General features: G+C 71.1%; 14 protein-coding genes. 3 read left to right on the forward strand and 11 right to left on the reverse strand.

Annotation, left to right across the window (positions count from 1 at the left end):
* Nucleotides 1-20: 20 nt before the first annotated feature.
* Nucleotides 21-1,784 carry an N-acetylglutaminylglutamine synthetase gene (gene ngg / locus AL072_RS20345; protein WP_045584071.1) on the forward strand — a complete coding sequence of 588 codons (1,764 nt, stop codon included), beginning with the start codon at nt 21-23 and terminating at the stop codon, nt 1,782-1,784.
* Nucleotides 1,785-1,998: 214 nt separating this feature from the next.
* On the forward strand, nt 1,999-3,057 hold the full coding sequence (locus AL072_RS20350) for an osmoprotectant NAGGN system M42 family peptidase (protein WP_060721735.1): 1,059 nt from the start codon (nt 1,999-2,001) through the stop codon (nt 3,055-3,057).
* 97 nt (nt 3,058-3,154) lie between these two features.
* Here the strand turns inward: AL072_RS20350 and AL072_RS20355 are convergent, their stop codons facing one another.
* The 8 genes from AL072_RS20355 to AL072_RS20390 form a co-directional block, all read right to left on the reverse strand.
* Nucleotides 3,155-4,807 (reverse strand): ATP-binding response regulator, encoded by a 1,653-nt coding sequence (locus tag AL072_RS20355; protein WP_245636947.1) that lies wholly within the window; start codon nt 4,805-4,807, stop codon nt 3,155-3,157.
* 152 nt (nt 4,808-4,959) lie between these two features.
* Nucleotides 4,960-5,727: a response regulator transcription factor gene (locus tag AL072_RS20360; RefSeq protein ID WP_045584072.1), complete on the reverse strand. Its 768-nt coding sequence runs from the start codon at nt 5,725-5,727 to the stop codon at nt 4,960-4,962.
* Nucleotides 5,724-6,854, reverse strand: coding sequence for a chemotaxis-specific protein-glutamate methyltransferase CheB (cheB, locus tag AL072_RS20365; RefSeq protein WP_245636948.1), 1,131 nt, complete (start codon nt 6,852-6,854; stop codon nt 5,724-5,726). Before cheB ends, AL072_RS20360 begins: the two co-directional genes overlap by 4 nt.
* Nucleotides 6,851-9,082, reverse strand: a complete 2,232-nt coding sequence (locus AL072_RS20370; protein WP_045584073.1) for a hybrid sensor histidine kinase/response regulator — start codon at nt 9,080-9,082, stop codon at nt 6,851-6,853. Before AL072_RS20370 ends, cheB begins: the two co-directional genes overlap by 4 nt.
* Nucleotides 9,083-9,104: 22 nt before the next feature.
* Nucleotides 9,105-10,793 (reverse strand): methyl-accepting chemotaxis protein, encoded by a 1,689-nt coding sequence (locus AL072_RS20375; protein ID WP_045584074.1) that lies wholly within the window; start codon nt 10,791-10,793, stop codon nt 9,105-9,107.
* Between the two features lie 48 nt (nt 10,794-10,841).
* The gene (locus AL072_RS20380) at nt 10,842-11,510 is read right to left on the reverse strand and encodes a chemotaxis protein CheW (protein ID WP_045584075.1); all 669 of its coding nucleotides are present in this window, start codon (nt 11,508-11,510) and stop codon (nt 10,842-10,844) included.
* Nucleotides 11,510-12,919, reverse strand: a complete 1,410-nt coding sequence (locus AL072_RS20385; RefSeq protein ID WP_245636949.1) for a CheR family methyltransferase — start codon at nt 12,917-12,919, stop codon at nt 11,510-11,512. The genes AL072_RS20380 and AL072_RS20385 overlap by 1 nt, the downstream gene beginning before the upstream one ends.
* Nucleotides 12,916-13,503: a chemotaxis protein CheW gene (locus AL072_RS20390; RefSeq protein WP_052710219.1), complete on the reverse strand. Its 588-nt coding sequence runs from the start codon at nt 13,501-13,503 to the stop codon at nt 12,916-12,918. The genes AL072_RS20385 and AL072_RS20390 overlap by 4 nt, the downstream gene beginning before the upstream one ends.
* Nucleotides 13,504-13,677: 174 nt before the next feature.
* Here AL072_RS20390 and AL072_RS20395 point away from each other — a divergent pair, with 174 nt between their 5' ends.
* Nucleotides 13,678-14,130 (forward strand): MaoC family dehydratase, encoded by a 453-nt coding sequence (locus tag AL072_RS20395; RefSeq protein ID WP_045584077.1) that lies wholly within the window; start codon nt 13,678-13,680, stop codon nt 14,128-14,130.
* A gap of 36 nt (nt 14,131-14,166) precedes the next feature.
* On the opposite strand, the gene AL072_RS20400 is transcribed toward AL072_RS20395, so the two are convergent.
* The 3 genes from AL072_RS20400 to AL072_RS20410 all read right to left on the reverse strand — a co-directional run bounded on the left by AL072_RS20400 (nt 14,167) and on the right by AL072_RS20410 (nt 19,125).
* On the reverse strand, nt 14,167-14,583 hold the full coding sequence (locus AL072_RS20400) for a hypothetical protein (protein ID WP_144428319.1): 417 nt from the start codon (nt 14,581-14,583) through the stop codon (nt 14,167-14,169).
* 76 nt (nt 14,584-14,659) lie between these two features.
* Nucleotides 14,660-15,586: a response regulator transcription factor gene (locus tag AL072_RS20405; protein WP_045584079.1), complete on the reverse strand. Its 927-nt coding sequence runs from the start codon at nt 15,584-15,586 to the stop codon at nt 14,660-14,662.
* Nucleotides 15,583-19,125, reverse strand: a complete 3,543-nt coding sequence (locus AL072_RS20410; protein ID WP_245636950.1) for a hybrid sensor histidine kinase/response regulator — start codon at nt 19,123-19,125, stop codon at nt 15,583-15,585. The genes AL072_RS20405 and AL072_RS20410 overlap by 4 nt, the downstream gene beginning before the upstream one ends.
* Nucleotides 19,126-19,289: the final 164 nt, after the last annotated feature.

Below are 19,289 nucleotides of genomic sequence, written 5' to 3' on the forward strand. Positions count from 1 at the left end.
GAACATCAGGGGGGGATCCCATGAGCTACGCCCGCGTGAAACCGCACAGGCTGGAACGCGCCGCCAGCGCCACCCTGCGCCACACCCGGCGCTATACCGGCCGCCCTCCGACCGAGGGCGAGGGGGAAGCCGAGGCGCCGCGCGCCGACGTGACGGTCGATTGCGGCTGGGGCCGGCTGATCTTCGCCCACACCTTCGACGATCAGGGCCGCATGATCGACACCCTGCGGCAGGAGGCGCCCGGCACCCGCGACATCGTGTTCTACCTGCAGGATCCGCATGTCGCCCTGTCGCGCGCCCCGCAGGAGCTGTTCCTCGACCCCTCCCACAGCTTCCGCCTGTGGCTGAGCGACTATCGCCCGTCCCGCCGCCGGCCCAAGGGCTATAGCGTCCGCCGCCTGCGCACGCGCGAGGATGCCGAGGGCGTGCAGCGCATCTATGCCCGGCGGCGGATGGTCCCGGTCTCCTCCTCCTTCCTGGTGGCGTCGCGCAACAGCCGGGTGCTGACCCATTTCGTCGCCTGCGACGACGCCACCGGCGAGGTGATCGGCGCGGTGACGGCGGTGGACCACGCCCACGCCTTCGGCGATCCGGAGAACGGCAGCTCGCTGTGGTGCCTGGCGGTCGACCCGCAGGCCGCCTTCCCCGGCATCGGCGAGACGCTGGTCCGCACCGTGGCCGAGCATGTGCAGGCGCGCGGCCGCGCCTTCCTCGACCTGTCGGTGCTGCACGACAACGGGAACGCCATCGCACTCTATGAGAAGCTGAACTTCCGCCGCATTCCGGTCTTCGCGCTGAAGACGAAGAACCCGATCAACGAGCGGCTGTTCACCGGCCCGCAGCCCGGCGAGGCGCTGAACCCCTACGCCACCATCATCGTCACCGAGGCGCGGCGGCGCGGCATCGGGGTGGATGTGCTGGACGCCGAGGCCGGCTATTTCTGCCTGAGCTGGGGCGGGCGCAGCGTGGTCTGCCGGGAGTCGCTCAGCGAGCTGACCACCGCCGTCGCCATGAGCCGCTGCGACGACAAGGCGGTGACCCGCCGCGTGCTGGAGCGCGCCGGGCTGGCCGTGCCCGCCCAGATGGTTGCCGGAGACGCGGAGGAGACTGCGCGTTTCCTGGCGGAGCATGGCCGCATCGTCGTCAAGCCGGCGCGCGGCGAGCAGGGGCGCGGCATCACGGTGGACGTCCGCGACGCCGCGACCATGGAGAGCGCCATCGCCGCGGCCCGCCAGCATTGCGACACGGTGCTGCTGGAGCAGTTCTGCGAGGGGCAGGATCTGCGGATCGTCGTCATCGACAAGAAGGTCGTGGCCGCCGCGGTGCGCCGTCCGGCCGAAGTGACCGGCGACGGCCATCACAGCGTGCGCGAGCTGATCGAGGCGCAGAGCCGCCGCCGCGCCGCCGCCACCGGCGGGGAAAGCCATATCCCGCTGGATGCGGAGACCGAGCGCTGCCTCGCCGCCGCCGGCCGGACGCTGGACGACGTGCTGCCGGCCGGCGAGCCGCTGCCGGTGCGCAAGACCGCCAACCTGCACACCGGCGGCACCATCCACGACGTGACCGACTGCCTGCATCCCGAACTGGTGGAGGTGGCGACGGTGGCCGCCCGCGCGCTCGACATCCCGGTGGTTGGGTTCGACCTGCTGGTCGAGGCGCCCGACCGGCCGGGCTATGTCTTCATCGAGGCGAACGAGCGGCCCGGCCTCGCCAACCACGAACCGCAGCCGACGGCGGAACGCTTCGTCGACCTGCTGTTCCCCCAGACGCGGGGGGTGTTCTGAGGGGGAGCTGTCGCGACGGTGCCCCCTCCCCATCCCTCCCCCGCCCTCGGCCGGCCGAAGGCCGGTCCGATCGCGGGAGAGGGGGTAGGAGACCTGGTGGCGCGACGTACCTGTCGAAGCGGCGGCAGTCCCCTCTCCCACCGCAGGTGGGGGAGGGTCAGGGAGGGGGCCGGCACCGCCGCATATTTTCCCCCAGCAGGAGGACAATCCGACCATGGCCGTGCCGCTGCCCGTCGATATGGGCTATGTCACCGACATTCTCTACCGGCTGCTGACCACGCCGAGCCCGACCGGGCACACCGGCGACGTGGTGCGGCTGTGCTGCGCCGAGCTGGAGCGGATGGGAATCCGCTACGAGCTGACCCGGCGCGGCGCCATCCGCGCCGACCTGAAGGGCGTGCGGGCCAGCCCGGACCGCGCGCTGGTCGCCCATGTCGACACGCTGGGCGCCCAGGTGAAGATGCTGAAGGACAATGGCCGGATGGAGCTGGTGCCCATCGGCCACTGGTCGTCGCGCTTCGCAGAGGGGGCGCGCTGCACCGTGCTGACCGACCGCGGCCCGTGGCGCGGCACCATCCTGCCGCTGAAGGCGTCGGGCCACACCTTCAACAAGGAGGTCGACAGCCAGCCGGTCAGCTGGCAGCAGGTGGAACTGCGCGTCGACGCCCCCTGCCGCAACCGGCGGGAGCTGGAGGAGCACGGCTTCAACATCGGCGACCTGATCGCCATCGATCCGCAGCCGGAGTTCCTGGAGAACGGCTTCATCGTCTCGCGCCACCTCGACGACAAGGCCGGCGTGGCGGTGATGCTGGGGGCGGCCAAGGCGGTGGTCGATGCCGGGGCATCCCTGCCGGTGGACTGCCACCTGCTGTTCACCATCTCGGAGGAGGTCGGGTCGGGCGCCTCGTCGATCCTGCACCAGGACGTGGCGGAGATGGTGACGATCGACAACGGCACCACCGCCCCCGGCCAGAACAGCAGCGAATACGGCGTCACCATCGCCATGGCCGACAGCACCGGCCCGTTCGACATGGCGCTGACCCATGCGCTGCTGGCGCTGTGCAAGGCGCAGAACATCCCGCACCAGCGCGACGTCTTCCGCTATTACCGCTGCGACAGCGCGTCGGCGATCGAGGCCGGCAACGACATCCGCACCGCGCTGGTCTGCTTCGGCATCGACGCCTCGCACGGCTACGAGCGCATCCACGCCAACGCGCTGGAAAGCCTGGTGCGGCTGCTGGTGCTGTACATGCAGAGCCCGCCCAGGGATTAGATCGGATCGCGTAAAATCGGCATCGATTTGAAGCGTGAATCCGATCGCCAAACATAAGGCTAGAGTTTCGTGCGTTTCATATTAAACGCACGAAACTCTAGCAGGCCGTCTTCCCGTTGCGCCGCACCTCCTCCAGCACCCGGCGCAGTTCGTCGGGATGGAGGGGCTTGTGCAGGAAGGCGCAGCCGCGGCGCTGGCCTTCCAGCAGGCTCTCGGGCGCGGTCTCGCCGGTCAGCACCACCGCCGGGATGTCGGCCCTGAACAGCTTGCGCACCCGGTCGATCACGTCGAAGCCGGACACCTTCCCCGGAAGGCGCAGGTCGGTCAGGATGGCGTCGGGCGGCCCCTCCAGCCCGTCGACCGCGGCGAACACCTCCCGCATGTTGGCGGCCGGGACGAAGGCGCAGCCCCAGCTCTCCAGCGCCAGTTGCAGGCCGGACAGCACCATGCTGTCGTCGTCGACCACCAGGATGCGCATGCCGTCCAGCGGAACGCCGGTTGCACCGCCGCCGTCGACCGGCGCCGCCGGGGCCAGGGCGTCGGCCGGGGCGTCGGCCAACCCCTCGCCGTCCGCCAGCGGCTCCACCGTCACCGCGAAGACCGAGCCGCGGCCGGAGCGCGACTGCACGTCGATGGGGGCGTTCAGCAGCACCGACAGCCGCCGGACGATCGCCAGCCCGAGCCCCAACCCCCGCGTCGGGTCGCGGCTGGGGTTGGTCAGCTGATGGAACTCGTCGAAGATGACGTCCTGCTTGTCCGGCGGGATGCCGAATCCGGTGTCCCACACCTCGATCCGCCAGCGGCCGTCGCGCTTGCGCAGGCCGAGCAGGATGCCGCCGCGCTGGGTGTAGCGGATGGCGTTGGCCAGCAGGTTGCGCACGATGCGGCCAAGCAGCACCGGGTCGCTGCGGGTGAAGGCCCGGCCGGCGGCATCGGCGGGGACATGGACTCGCAGCCGCAACCCCTTTTCCTCCGCCTGCGGCCGGAACTCCTCGGCCAGAGACTGCAGCAGCGCATCGAGCGACACCGTCTGCAGATCGGCCTCGACCGTTCCGGCATCCAGGGTCGATATGTCGAGCAGCGCGTTCAGCAGCCGCTCGCCCGCCGTCATCGCGTTGGCCAGCATGCCGGCGGTGCGCGTCGCCCGCGCATTGCCGTCCACCTGGGTCGTCAGCGCGTCGAGGAACAGCCGCATCGCCTGGAAGGGCTGGCGCAGATCGTGGCTGGCCGAGGCGAGGAAGCGCGAGCGCGCCGCGCTGGTGCGCTCCACCTCCGCCCGCATGGTCTCGGCCATCCGGGCAATGGCGTCGTCCAGCGTCGCCGTCGCCAGCACCCCGACGACCCGCCCACCGGCCAGCAGCGGCGCGGCGCGCAGGGTCACCGGCGGCTCGGTCGGCAGCCGCAGCAGCGCGACCTCCGGACGGGCGGGCGCGGCGGCCTCCCCCTTCGCATCTCCCTTCCCTTTTGTCTCCCCTTTTGTCCCATCGACATAGAGCGGGCGCAGCGCCTCGGCCACCGCGGGCCAGCCGCCCGGCAGCAGGCCGTGCCCGCTTTCGTCGCGGGTCGCGGCGTGCGGCCGGTTCAACAGGGCGGCCAGCGCCCCGTTGCAGCGCACGGCGGCGATGTCCGGCCCGCCGATGACGAGCATGGTCGGGACCGTGCCGGCCGCGCAGACCCGGCGTGCATTGTCGAGGCACTCGCGGTGGCGCTGATCGGTCGGTGGCAGCGGGGTGGCCGAAGATCGGGGCATCGCGTCGGCGTCTCTTGGGATCGGGGTCTCGAGGATGGGCTGGAGGCTGATCGCCATGGGCACCGGATCGACCATACGGTAGGTTTCGGAATGTCCACAGACAATAAACGGACCCGCCGACTTGCGAAATCACACGATGGCTCTACTCCCTCCTATGCGGAAGGTGTAGTTCGCGGAAGCCGCAACAGGTGGTCCTCGACGAAGTATTTACGGCGCAAAAGTGCCATCAGCCGGATCTTGAGGACATCCATCGTCTGCGACTTGCCGACGAAATCATCGGCCCCGGCGTTCAGGCTGATCATCAGCTGCTCCTCGTCGTCCTGGCTGGTCAGGATGACGATCTGGAAGAACAGGCCGCGCCGGCGCCGGAAGCGGTCGAAGCGCTGGCAGAGCTGGGTGCCGCTGGTGCCGGGCATCACCAGATCGAGGATGACGCAATCCAGCCCGCCGCCGGCCAGCGCCGCCACCGCCTCGTCGGCATTGCGGGCCGCGGTGACGCTGCAGCCCTCCTGTTCCAGCTCGCCGCGCAGGAATTCGCGGTAGGTGGCGCTGTCGTCGACGATCAGGATGCGGGCGCGGCGGAAGATCTCCGGCGCCGTCGGGGGTGCGCTGCGCCGCTCGATCGTCCGCCACGCCTCGGCCACCAGCGCCTGCGGGTCGGAGACATCGTACTCCCCCTCGCCGCGGCCGAGCACCATGACCGACGCGTCGCTGCGCGCGCGCAGTTCGGCCAGCCCGGCCGGACCGGCAAGCTCGCCCTCGACGATCAGCAGGTCGTGGGGGGCGCGCGCGAGTTCGGCCAGCGCCGGCTCGACGCCCTCGACGCAGACCGCCTCCACGCCGCGCTCCTCCAGCAGCAGTTTCAGCAGAAGCCCCTGCGTCTGGGAGCCCATGACAACGAGGGTGCGCAGTCCGTTCATGAGGCCATCTTATCGTCGGAGGTCAGTTGCAGCAGCCGTGCGGCCACCCGGTCGAGAGGCAGTTCCTCCACGGCGCCGCCCAGCCGGACGGCGGTGCCCGGCATGCTGTGGATGACGGCGGTGGAGGCGTGCTCGGCGATGGTGTAGGCGCCGGTCCGGTGCATCTCCGCCAGCCCGCGCGCGCCGTCCTCCCCCATGCCGGTCAGCAGCACGCCGATGCCGGTGGCGCCGTAGCCGCGCGCCATCGACTGGAACAGCACCTCGCCCGACGGGCGCTGCCCGCACACCATCGGGGCATCGGACAGGCGGATGGTGGCGTTCTCCACCTGCATGTGGCGGTCGCCGGGCGCCACATAGACGGTGCCGGGGCGCGGGGTCGTCCCCTGCTCGCCCAGCCGGACCGGCAGCGCGGAAACGGTGCCGAGCCAATTGGCGAAACCGGCCATGAAGGGCGCCCCCATATGCTGGACCACGAAGACCGGCAGCGGGAAGCCGGCCGGCAGCTCCCTCAGGATCCGCGACAGCGCCGCCGGCCCGCCGGTGGAGGCGACGAGGCCGAGCGCGCGGAAACGCCGGAGCTGCCCGTCCGCCGTCACCGCCTCGGCCGGCAGGGAGGGAGCCGGGGAGGAGCCGGCCGGAGAGGCGTTGGCCGGCCGCGCGGGGCGGGCGGTGATGCGGTGCCGGATCACCTTCACCTGGCTCATGATGACCAGCTGGGTGCAGAGATGGTGCGCCACCGTCTGGTAGTCGGCGCGCGCCATGCTGCCCGGCTTCTCCACCACCGCCAGCGCGCCGGCCTGCAGCGCCCGCATGGGGATGTCGAGGTCGCGCACGTCGGACGCCACCACCACGATCGGCAGCGGGGTCTGGCGCATGATGCGGCTGGTCACCTCGAAACCGTCGATGCCCGGCAGCCGGATGTCGAGCGACACGACGTCCGGCGCCTCCCGCTCGATCATGCGCAGCGCCTGTTCGCCGCTCGACGCGATGCCGGCCACCTCCAGCCGCGGATCGGAGCCGATGACGTGGCTGAGGAGCTGCTGGATGACCGGGCTGTCCTCGACCACCAGCACGCGGATGCGGCGGGGCGCGCCCTGCGCCCCCGCGGACGGCGCGGCCCCGTTCACAGCAGCCGCCGGATGCCGGCCAGAAGCTCGTTCTGGTCGAAGCGCGTCTTGACGATGTAGGCGTCGGCACCCAGCCGCAGGCCGCGCTCGCGGTCCTCGTCGCTGGCGCGCGAGGTGACCAGGATCACCGGGATCTCCGCCAGCCGCCTGTCCGCCTTGACCGCCTGCAACAGGGCGAAACCGTCCATCCGGGGCATCTCGACGTCGCTGATGATCAGGCCAACCTCCATCCCTTCGGACAGGCGCTCCAGGGCCTCGCGCCCGTCCACGCACAGCGTCACCCGATAACCATGGGCTTCGAGGATGCTCTTTTCCAGCGTGCGGGTGGTGATGCTGTCATCGACGACCAGGATATGCGCCCGGACGGGGGGCGCCTCCTCCGCGGGCCGGGCCGGCGGGGGCAGGATGCTGCCGGGCAGCGGCATCAGGCCGGAAATGTTCAGCACCAGCGCCGGACCGCCGTCGTCCATCAGCACGGTGCCGAGATAGCGGCCGGACTCGAGCCCGGTCTCGTCCGCCGCGGTCACCACCGTCTCGCGCGTTGCGACGAAGCGGTCGACCGCCAGGGCGAGCCGGCGGTCCGCCGCGCGCACCACCACCAGGGCCAGCGCCCGCTCGGCGGCGGGCACCACCGGCGCTTCCATGCCGAGCAGCGCCGCCAGCGAGGTGACGGGGATCTCCTCGTCGCCGATCCGGATCATCGGCGTGCCGACACCGGAGAACAGCGCCTCGGCCGGGGTGGTGCGCAGCCGGACCACGTCGGCCGACGGGATCGCCAGGATCTGGTCCTGCACGGCGACGAAGACCAGCCGCTGGCTCAGCAGGCTGAGCGGCACCTCGATGGTGACGGCGGTGCCGCCGCCCGGCCGGTCGGCGATGGTCAGGTTGCCCTGCAGCCGCTCCACCTCCCGCCGCGCGATGGCCAGCCCCATGCCGCGCCCGGCCAGCTCGGTGGTGTGGACGGCGGTGGAGAAGCCGGGATGGAACAGGAATTCGGTCAGCCGCTCCAGCGGCACCTCCTCCGCCTCGCCGGCCCCGTCGGAGGAGGTGGGGTCGAGAAGCCCGCGCTCCTCCGCCCGGCGCCGGATCGCCGCGCGGTCGAGCCCGCGCCCGTCATCCTCGATGCGCAGCCGCAGCCGCGCCCCCTCGACCGACGCGGCGATGGTGACGCGGGCGGCCGGCCGCTTGCCCAGCGCCAGCCGCTCGGCCGGCGTCTCGATGCCGTGGCTGATGGAATTGCGGGCGATGTGCAGGATGGGATCCTTCAGCCGCTGCAGGACGGCGCGGTCGGCCTCGACCTCCAGCCCGCGGACGTCGACCTCGACCTCCTTGCCCTCGGCCCGGCTGATGTCGCGGACCATGCGGCCGAGCCCGCTCAGCTGGTTCTCGGCCGGCAGCATGCGCAGGCGGCGCATGTCCTGCTGGAAGCCGCCGCCCCAGCGCCGCATCGACCACAGGAGCCGGTCATGGCTGCGGTGCGCGCTGTCGAGCGCGCCGCCGAGCGCGCGGAAGCGCCGCTCGAATGCCATCAGCGCCGGCAGCGCCCCGCGCCCGTCGGCCGCATCGGCCGGCACCCCGCGCCCGACCTGCACCCGCAGATGCCGCCAGGCCCGGTCCAGCGCGCGGAATTCCTGGCGCATCTGGCGCAGCTGCTCGCCGAGCCCGGCCTGCGCCTCCACCTCCGGCAGCAGGGCCGACGCCGTCTCCGACAGGCGCTCCAGCCCCTGGGAGGCGATGCGGACCAGCGCCGCGCTGTCGGCATCGGCCGTCCGCTCGCGCGCCGGCCCCTGCGCGGCCCCCCGCCCCCGGTGGCCCGCAGGTGCGGCGGAGGAGGAGACGGTCCCGCCGGACCCGCCGCCGGCCAGCCGGTCGAGATCGGCCAGCACCCCGGCCGTCTCCACCGCCTCGCCGCCCTGGAGCGACCAGGCGACCAGATCCTCGATGGCGTCGAGCGCCCGGCGCACCACGGCGGCGCTGGCGGCGTCCAGCGCCGTCTCGCCCTTCTGCACCGCGATGAAGGCGGCCTCCAGCCGGTGGGAGATCGCCTCCACCTCCGGCAGGTCGACGGCACGGGCGGCGCCCTTCAGGCTGTGGGCGCGGCGGTGGATGTCGACGAGGTCAGGCTCCTCCCCGGTGGCCTCGGCCTCGCGGAGCGCGCTGCGGATCGCCGACAGATGGTCCTTGTGCTCGATGTCGAAGGCGGCGAGCAGGCGCTGGCGGATGTCCATCAGGTGCCTCGGCAAAGCATCGTCACACCCGGTAGTTCCGCACCGCCTCGACCAGGCCCTGGCCGAGGTTGTTCAGGTTGGCGGCGGCGCCCTCCAGCTGGCGGGTGCCGGCGGCGGTCTGGCTGCTGGCCTCGCGGATGTTCTGCAATGCCTGGATCACCTGTTCCAGGCCGATCTGCTGCTGGTTGGTGCCGGCGACGATCTGCTGGAAGGCGAGCACGCTCTCCTGGATGTTCTCCGCCATGGTGCGGATGGTCGATTGGGTGGCGTCGGTCTGCCGCTTGCCGGCGGCGACGCGCTTGACCGCCTCCTCCGTCAGCATGACCGAGGCGTTGATGCCGTGCTGGATCTCCGACAGGTTGGAGCGGACCTGCGCGGTCGCCTCCTTCGACTGGTCGGCGAGGCTCTTGATCTCGCCGGCGACGATGGAGAAGGTCCGGCCATGCTCGCCGGCCGCCGCCGCCTCGATGGCGGCGTTCAGCGCCAGCAGGTGGCAGCGCTCGGCGATGTCGTTCACCGTCACGATGATCTCGCCGATCGCCTGGGTGCGCTCGGACAGCATGACGATGTTCTCGGCCACCGCCTCGGCCTGCTCGCGGATCGCGTCCATCGCCTGGATGGTGTCGTCCACCGCCTTCATGCCGGAATGGCTGGAGGCCGCCACCGTCTGGGCGCCGTGGGAAACATCCTGGGCGCGGCGGTTGATCTGCGCGCCCGATTCGGTGATCTCCGACAGGGTCGCGGTGGTCTGCTCCACCGCCGCCAGCTGCTCGGCGACGCTGGCCGACTGCTGCTGGGTGGAGGCGCGGATCTGCGCGGTGGCGGCGTGGACGCTCTCCGCGGTTTCGCGCGTCGTCCGCGCCATCGACTTCAGCCGGCCGGCCATCTCGTTCAGATGGTCGCCCAGGATGGCCAGCTCGTCCTTGCCGGATATCGCGATCTCCTGCGTCAGGTCGCCATGGCCGACCTTGGTGACGAAGTCGATGGCGCGGCCGAGCCGCCGCGTGATCGAGCTGCCGATCAGATAGGCGACGGCGACGGCGGTCAGGAAGACGACGACGAGGGCGATGACCGACGACTGGATCGCGGAGTCGTAGATCGCCCGGATGTCGTCACGCCCCGAGGAGGTCAGATGGTCGATGGCGGTCTGGGCAGCCGCGATGCGCTGCTCCATGGCCCTGCGCAGCTCGTCCACCCTCTGGCGGCGCTGGAGCGCCTCGGCGACCTGGTTGCGCTCCAGCATCGTGTAGATGGTGCGCGCCTCGTCGCCGACCGCCATGACGGCCCGGCCCATCTCGTTGACCGCGGTGTCCAGCTCGACCCAGCCGCGGCGGCGGTTGTCGGTCACGCTGTTGAGCGAGCGTTGCGCCACCATCGCGCGCAGGCTGCCCAGATCCTGGCGCAGCTTGGCTCCGACCTCGTCATAGTGGCGGCGCAGCGGCGCCAGGATCGCCGGGATTTCCGCCGCCCGCCCCTCGGCATTGGCGATGGATACGGCGTTCAGCGCCGTCTCGCGCGTGCTGCGCAGCTCCGCCTGGAGGTTGCCGACCGTCGTCACCAAGTCGGCCGCCTCGGTGTCGTAGCTGGACACCGCCATGATCACGCCCAGCGCATCGGAAAAGCGCGACATCTGGTACAGCGCCAGCAGCGCGGTCAGGATGCACACCGCGCCGAATCCCAGGACCAGCTTGTGCGCGACTTTGATGTTCATTCTTGGACTCCAGCCCCTGACGGCTTCTGCGAGTGGATCGGACGGGTCTCAGCTCTTCACGACGTCGAACAGCGCCGCCATGTCGAGGATCGCCATGCGGTCGGCGGCGATGGCCTTGACCAGCGGCCCGGCCTCCGCCGGGGCGGTGCGCTGGGGGGCGACGCTGGCCACCCGCTCCACCGCATGCAGGCGCAGCGCCGCCGGCCTGCCGGTGCCGGTGCGCAGCACCAGGGCATAGCCGGGCTCCGCCGCGCCGCCCGCCGCGCCGCCGTCCCCAGCCGGCAGGGCGGCGGGCCCGCCGCACAGCCGGTCGAGATCGAACAGCCGCATCACCCGGCCGCCGACGGCGATCACCCCGAGCATCGCCGGCGGCGCCCCCGGCACACGGGCCAGCCGCGGCATCGGCACGATATGGCCGAGATGACGCAGCTCCAGCCCGTACAGCGTCGCCGCCCCGCGCGCGACCAGCATCGGGATGCCGGTGTCCTCGCCGTCGAGGGCGGGCGGCGGTTCGGCCAGATGTTCGGTGCGGCGGTCCAGCAGGGCATCGGCCCAGGGGCCGCGGCCGGCAAAGGTCTCCTCCAGGATCGCCCTGCGCTGCGCCAGCCCCTCGCGCACATCCTCCCAGTCGATGGCGGAGCGGCGTGGAGCCGGGCGGGGCCGGGGATCGAGAGGGGAGTGGGGATCGGGCCGGAAATCGGGATCGGTCTCGTCCATCAGCCCTCCTCGCCCGACAGCCAGAGCGCGAGCATGCCGCGCAGTTCCTGCACGGTCAGTCCGCCGCCTTCCGTCACCGCCTCGTCGTCGGGACGGCTCTCCAGCGCCTCCCGCGCGTTGCGGAAGTGGCGCTGCGCCGGCACCAGCCGGCCGCGGCGCCAATAGGCCAGCGCCAGATGATAGTCGGCCAGCACGAAGCGCGGGTCGAGATAGAGCGCCCGCTTGAAGGCGGCGACCGGATCGCCGACGCCCAGCTCCTCCTCCACCAGCCCGAGCTGGTAATGGGCGCCCGGATCCATTCGGTTGGCCTCGATGCGGGCGATGCAGCCCTCCAGCACCGTGGAGCGGTCGTTGGCGTCGGCCGCAGGGGGCGGGCCGGGGACGGCGGGCGGCGCCGCACCGGACATGGGGGCAGGCGGTAGGGGGGCAGGCGCCGCCGGCCGGGCGGCAGGGGGGCGCCGCGGCTTGACCGGAGGAGCGGGCGGCGCAGCGGCGGGCGGCGGAACGGTTGGCGGAACGGATGGCGCAGCCGGGCGGTCGACCTGCTTGCGGTAGAGCGTGGCGCCGGGCACCGACACCGGGATGAACAGCTCGTTCAACTGCGGCCCGGCCTCGGCATGGCCTACCACCAGCCAGCCGCCGTCCGCCAGCGCCCTGTGCAGGTTCCCCAGCAGCCGGTGCCGGGTCGCCTCGTCGAAATAGATCATGACGTTGCGGCACAGGATGATGTCGAAATGCCCGATGCCGTGGGGATATGAGGGGATCGCCCCCTCCACCAGGTTGAAGGGCATGAAGCTGGTCCATTGCCGGTATTTCGGCTTGACCGACCACAGCCGGTCCTGCCGGTCGAAGCAGGCCTCCAGCGTGTCCGGCGACAGGCCGCGCACCGCCCAATCGCCATAGGCGCCGCGGCGGGCCTGGTCCAGGAAGGCGCCGTTGATGTCGGTGCCGACGATGTGGACCTGCCAGCCCTCCAGCTGCTCGGCGAAATGCTGCTTCAGCAGGATTTCCATCGTGTAGGCCTCCGGCCCGATGGAACAGCCGGCGCTCCAGATCCGCAGCAGCCGGCTGGTCTGGTTGCGGCGGATGCATTCCGGGATGGCGACGGCGCGCAGGGCGTCGAACTGTTCGATGTAGCGGAAGAAGAAGGTCTCCCCCACCGCCAGCTCGTTGATCAGCCCCTGATACTCGGCGCCGTTCGGCCCCTCCGCCTCCAGCGCGGCGAGATATCCGGACAGCGTCGCGATGCCGCCGAACGGCAGGCGGCGGTTGATGCGCTCGGCGAAGGCGGCGTCCTTGTCGGCGTAATAGGCCAGCCCGGTGGCGTCGATCACCATCGCCTTCAGGCGCGGGAAATGCGGGTCGCGGCGGATCGCCTCGATCGCGGCGGATGCGGCGGTGACGATCACGGCGCGTCCCCCCCGCCATCTTCCCATTGGGCGAGCCGGCGTTCCTCCGCCGCGCGGAAGGCGTCGAGCAGCCGCCCCTCGGCCTCGCTCAGCAGCCGGGCGGGATCCAGCAGCGTCACCGCGCCGCCGCGCCCGGTCACCCGGTCGGCGAAGGCGGCGGCGGCGCAGCCGTTGAAGGACAGGGACGGGTCGGAGGCCACGCGGTCCTCCGGCTCCACCGCCACGTCGCCATGCACCCGGTCGACCAGCAGCGCGGTCGGGCGTCCCCGCCATGTGATCAGGATCAGCGGCGCATACAGCCCGCCCGGCTCCGACCCGGCGCCGAGATCCAGAAGCGCGTCCAGGCGCAGGACCGGCACGATCTCCCCCTGGTAGCGGAACACGCCTTCGACCGGCCGCGGCGCCGTCGGCAGGCGGTCCAGCCGCGGCAACGGCAGAAAGCGCCGCACGGCTTCCACCGGCAGCGCCAGCGCTTGACCGGCAACCGAGAACACGACGCAGCGGGACGGCGATGGCGGGGAGAAGGTGTGCGCAGGGTTGGGTGACATCCGTCCGTCGATGGTCTGGAATCCGACCGGGAACATGCCTGATCGAGGGCGGAATGCGAATTACGCCAAAGGTTTACGCCATATGGCCTATGCCTTTGCGGCATGCCGGCCCTTTGGTGGCGTCCACCGGCTCAGGAACGCCTTCGCCATCCCGCTGCGGCGGGCTACTCTGCCGGGGCGATCAGGAAACCACCGGGGAGAGAAGGGACGATGCGAGGCCGCCATTTCGAGGATTTCCACATCGGCGACGTGATCCTGTCGGAAGGGGCGACCCTGACGGAGAGCCAGATCATCGATTTCGGCCTGCGGTTCGACCCGCAGCCCTTCCACATCGATGTGGCCGCCGCCGCGGACGGCCCGTTCCAGGGGCTGATCGCCAGCGGCTTCCACACCCTGTCGCTGACCTTCCGGCTGTTGCGCGACACCGGGATCGTCACCGGCACCAGCCTGGGCGGCTCCGGCATGGACGAACTGCGCTGGCTGAAGCCGGTCCGCCCCGGCGACAGCATCCGCGTCCGGGTGGAGGTGGTGGAGACCAGGGCGTCCCGCCGCGGCGACCGCGGCACGGTGCGGATGGCCTACACCACGCTGAACCAGCATGGCGAGCCGGTGATGACCTGCACCATGGCCCACATCGTGGCGACACGCACCGTTCCGGTCTGACCCGGCGAAGCTGGCCCGGGAGGGAGGCCGGCGGCGTCAGAACGGGTTGATGGTGCTGCCCAGCGTCGGCTTCTTGGCGCTGTTGAATGCGAAGCCGGCACCGGCCAGCCACAGGAACTGATAGGTGGTCGCGGTCTGGTGCTTGGCGAGGCCGACCACCTTCGCGAGGCCCGTCGGGTACTGGATCCAGAAGACCGTCGCCGTCTTCTCGGTGCCGGGCTTGCCGGCCGAATGGTGGAACACCTCGCAGGTCTTGCCGCCGGCCTGGACCGTCAGCGCGGTGACGCCCGATCCGCCGCCCACCGAGGTTCCGTCATGGCCCTCGACGTCGTTCAAGCATTGGCCGGCATTGGTTTCGGTACAATTGAGCACATCGACGATCCAGGAAACCATTTCCTTGCGCTTCCCCTGATACTCCGTCGAGATCACTTCGCCATGAAACAGCTTCATCATTTCCTCCGACCGTAATTCGAAGGAATACTTCACAGGCAATCGGGCCGATACAAGCGTCAAGTTGCCGGCGGCGGCGTCATGCCCGCACTGCGAGCGTCCGGATCGCCAGCGCCGCGGCCGAGGCGCGGTTCTCCACGCCCAGCTTGGTGAAGACCTGTTCCAGATGCTTGTTCACCGTGCGCGGGCTGATGCCCAGGATCTCGCCGATGTCGCGGTTCGGCTTGCCGTTGGCGATCCACAGCAGCACCTCCGCCTCGCGCGCGGTCAGGCCCAGCACGTCGCGCAGGATCGCCTCCTGCCGGCCGGCGGTCGGCTCGCTCAGGCGGAACAGATATTCGTCCGAGCCGGCCGGGCTGAGATAGGAGAAGTCCAACCGCCTTGCCGCGTCCCCGTCCGGCACCTCCAGCGCGAAGCTCTCGGTCGCTCCGGGGGGCGCCCGGCGCAGGCGGGTCAGCCCCTCCGCCAGGGTGGCGGCGACAGCCGGGCGCGACCCGTCCGGGCCGGGCATCAGGCAGCCGAGCAGCCGTTCGGCCTGCGGCGTACACCACAGCAGCCGCCCCTCGCCGTCGGCGGCCAGCAGGAATCGGCCGGTGGCGTCCAGCGCGGCACGGGCACCGTAGGCGACGCGGGCATTGGTCAGGTGGACCCGGATGCGGGCGATCAGCTGGTCGACCACGATCGGCTTGGTGACGTAATCGACGCCGCCGGCCTCCAGCCCCTTGACCACATGCTCGGTGTCGCTGAGGCCGGTCATGAAGATGACGGGGAGGTGCGACAGGTGGGGGATCTGCTTCAGCCGCCGGCAGGTCTCGAAGCCGTCGAGCCCCGGCATGATCGCGTCCATCAGGATCAGGTCCGGCGTGATCTGGCCGAGCAGCTCCAGCGCGCTTTCGCCGTCGATGGCGACCAGCACGGTCAGGTCGGCCTGTTCGATGGCCTCCGTCAGGAATCCCAGCGTGTCGGGGGTGTCGTCCACCACCAGGATCATGTCGCGGCGCTTCATCCCGTCACGGCCCCGTCCCCAACCCCATCGCGAATCCCATTCCCATCGCCATCCCCGTTTCCGCCACCATCTCCAGCAGCCGCCGGTTGGCGCGCCGCCGCGGCCGTCTCCACCGCATGCCTGTATCCTTTCAGGTCGAAGGCCCGCAACAGCGCACGCAGCCGCTCGACGAAGGCCGAGGCGCCGGCATCCTCCGCCTCGATCTCGCCCAGCTTGGCCTCGATCCCCCGAATGTAGCCGATCCGGCCGAGCCGGCGCAGGTCGTCGAGATGACGCAGAACCGATTCCGGCGGTTTTTCCGCAGGCTGGACGCTTTCCGCAGGCTGGACGGCGGACGGCATGGCGGCGGGGACCGGGGCTGGCTCCGGGGCAAGGGCGGAGACGGGGGCGGAGACGGGGGCGGAGACGGGGGCGGCTGGCTCCGCCGCATGGATCCATTCCAGCCCGGTCAGCGCCTGGACCCGGTCGAGCAGGGCGTGGATCTCGATCGGCTTGGCGACGAAGGCGTCGTGTGGCGCCCGGCCGTCGCCCGGCCCCTGCGCCTCGTAGGCGTTGGCCGAGACCATCAGGATGCGGATGCGGTCGCCGAACTGCCGCCGCAAGCCCTCGGCCACGTCCCAGCCGCTTTCCCCCGGCATCGAGATGTCGAGCATGGCGAGGTCGGGCTTGCATTGCGCCGCCAACTCCAGGCAGCCGGCGGCGTCCGACGCGGTGAACAGCACGAAGCCCAGCGGCCGCAGGATGTCGGTCATCAGCGCCAGATGGTCGCGGTCGTCGTCGGCCAGCAGGATGGTGATCGGCGGCCCGGCATAGCCGGAGACCGCCCGGCGCTCCGCCAGCTCGCCCGGCCGCTGCGCCGCCTCCGACAGCAGCAGCCGCACGGTGAAGACGCTGCCCTGCCCCGGCGTGCTGCGCACCGCGATGTCGCCGCCCATGATCCGGGTCAGCACCCGGGTGATGGTCAGCCCCAGGCCGGTCCCCGCCACCGCCCGCACCGCGGCGCCGCGCCCGCGCTCGAACGGTTCGAAGACGCGGTCGAGATCCTCCGCCCGGATGCCGATGCCGGTATCGACGATCTCGAACTCGGCGACCTGGCTGCGGTAGCGGACACTCAGGGCGACATGCCCGGCCTCGGTGTATTTGACCGCGTTGGACAGCAGGTTGATCAGGATCTGGCGCAGGATCTTGCTGTCGGTGTGGACCCAGGCCGGCAGGTGCGGCACCCGGCCATAGCGGAATTCCAGCCCCTTGGCCGAGGCCTGGATGCGGAACATGTCGGCCAGCTGGTCGAGGAAGTCGATCAGCTGCACCTTGTCGCGGCTGAGCCGGCGCAGCCCCGATTCGATCTTGGAGATGTCCAGCAGCCCGTCGATCAGGTTCGACAGATGCTCGGCGCTGCGGCGGATGACGCGGACGGCGTCCTGCGGGCGCTGGGTGCTGTTGCTCTCCAGCAGTTGGGCATAGCCGGAGATCGCGTTCAGCGGCGCCCGGATCTCGTGGCTGACGCCGATGATGTAGCGGCTCTTGGCGGCGTTGGCGGCCTCCGCCACCTCCTTGGCCTTCTGCAGCGCGGCGTCGGTGCGCTCATGCGCGGCGATCTCGTCCATCAGCATGGCGGTCTGGCGCCCGCTCTCCTCCTCCGCCTTGCGGCGGCTCTCATGGGCCAGCACCAGCAGCCAGGCGGCGACGCCGGACAGGATGAACAGGCAGACGAACACCGCGACCAGCGCGGTGTGGATCGCCGCCCGCTCCGCCGCGTCGGCATTGGCGTATTGGAAGTCGATGACGACCAGCACCCCGCCCAGCACCAGCGAGAACAGCGTCATCACCCCGATGAAATGGCCGGTCCGGGTGTGCACCCCGGCGGCGATCCGCCGGGGCAGCACCCGTTGCAGGCTGTGGGCGATCTGGTCGGCGAAGCGGCTGTCGGTCTTGCACAGATCGTGGCAGCGCGCCTCCAGCGTGCAGCAGAGCGAGCAGATCGGCGCGTCGTAGGCCGGGCAGAAGGCCATGTCCTGCCGCTCGAACCGGTTCTCGCAGATCGAGCAGCGCAGCTCCGCCTCGCCCGCCGGCAGCTCGGGCGAGCGGCGGGCGATGTAGTAGCGGCCCCCGGTCCGCCAGGCGATCAGCGGCGCCGCGGCGAAGGCGACCACCAGCCCGATGAAGGGCGCCAGCGCCTGCGCCACCGGCCCCAGCAGCCCGAAGAAGGCGGTGGTGGAGCACAGCACCGACAGCGCCATCGCCCCCGTCCCCACCGGGTTGATGTCGTAGAGATGGGCGCGCTTGAACTCGATCCCCGGCGGGCTGAAGCCCAGCGGCTTGTTGACGGCGAGGTCGGCGGCGACCGCCCCCAGCCATCCCACCGCGACGTTGGCGTAGAGGCCGAGGATGCTCTCGATCACGCCGAGGATGCCGATCTCCATCAGCAGCAGCGCCAGCAGCACGTTGAACACCAGCCAGACGACGCGGCCGGGGTGGCTGCGGGTCAGGCGGGAGAAGAAGTTGGACCAGGCGATGGAGCCGGCATAGGCGTTGGTGACGTTGATCTTCATCTGGCAGACCACGACGAAGATGCCGGTCAGCGCCAGCGCCGCGGCGGGCGAGCCGAAGACGTCGAGGAAGGCGACGTGGTACATGATGTTGGGCTGCACCGCGTCCGCCGCCGGCAGCCCGTGCCGGATGGCGAGGAAGGCCAGCAGCGAGCCCGCCGCCAGCTTCAGGCTGCCGATCAGCACCCAGCCCGGCCCGCCGGCCAGCATCGCCGCCCACCAGCGCAGCCGGCCGATGCGGGCCTGCGAGGGGAGGAAGCGCAGATAGTCGACCTGCTCGCCGATCTGCGGCAGCAGCGACAGCAGCACCGACGCCGCCATGCCGAAGGGCAGCAGCGCCAGCCCGCCGTCCGGCCCGTAGATGCCCGGCAGCGACATCCATTCCGCCAGCGTCTCGCGGTCGAGCAGGAAGAAATAGGCCAGCGGCACGCATTGCAGCAGGATCCACACCGGCTGCGTCAGCCATTGCATGCGGCTGATGACGCGGATGCCGTAGATGGCAATGGGAATCACCGCCAGCGAGCTGATGACATGGGCGACCGACGCCGGGATGCCGAGCACCATGGTCAGCCCGGCCGACATGATGCTGGCCTCGATCGAGAACAGCAGGAAGGTGAAGGAGGCGTAGACCAGCGAGGTGATGGTGGATCCGAGATAGCCGAAGCCGGCCCCGCGGGCCAGCAGGTCGATGTCCACCCCGGCCTTGGCCGCATGGTAGGTGATCGGCAGCCCGACCAGGATGCTGAGCAGGGCCACCGCCAGGATCGCCGCCATGGCGTTCTCGAAGCCGTAGGTCAGCGTCACCGCCGCCCCGATCGCCTCGCAGGCGAGGAAGGAGATGGCGCCGAGCGCGGTGTTGGCGACGCGCCAGGCGCTCCAGCGCCGCGCCCGCTCCGCGGTGTAGCGGAGCGCGTAATCCTCCATCGTCTGGTCGGCGGCGAGCTGGTTGTATTGCCGGCGCTCACGGACGATGCGTTGCCGCGCGGTCATGCCCGTCTGTTCCCGGCAATGCCGTTGGTGACGCCGCCGCTCCCGTCCATCCCCGCTCCCCGTCTTCCGCCCGGTCTGCCGCCATTCCCCGGCCGACCGCATCGTCGGGAGTTTGGCGGCCGTTGGCAAGCCGCAAGCGGCTGACCGGCAGAGCCGCAAGCGGC

Origin of the sequence: Azospirillum thiophilum (assembly GCF_001305595.1) — a bacterium.
Taxonomy (GTDB): Bacteria; Pseudomonadota; Alphaproteobacteria; order Azospirillales; family Azospirillaceae; genus Azospirillum; species Azospirillum thiophilum.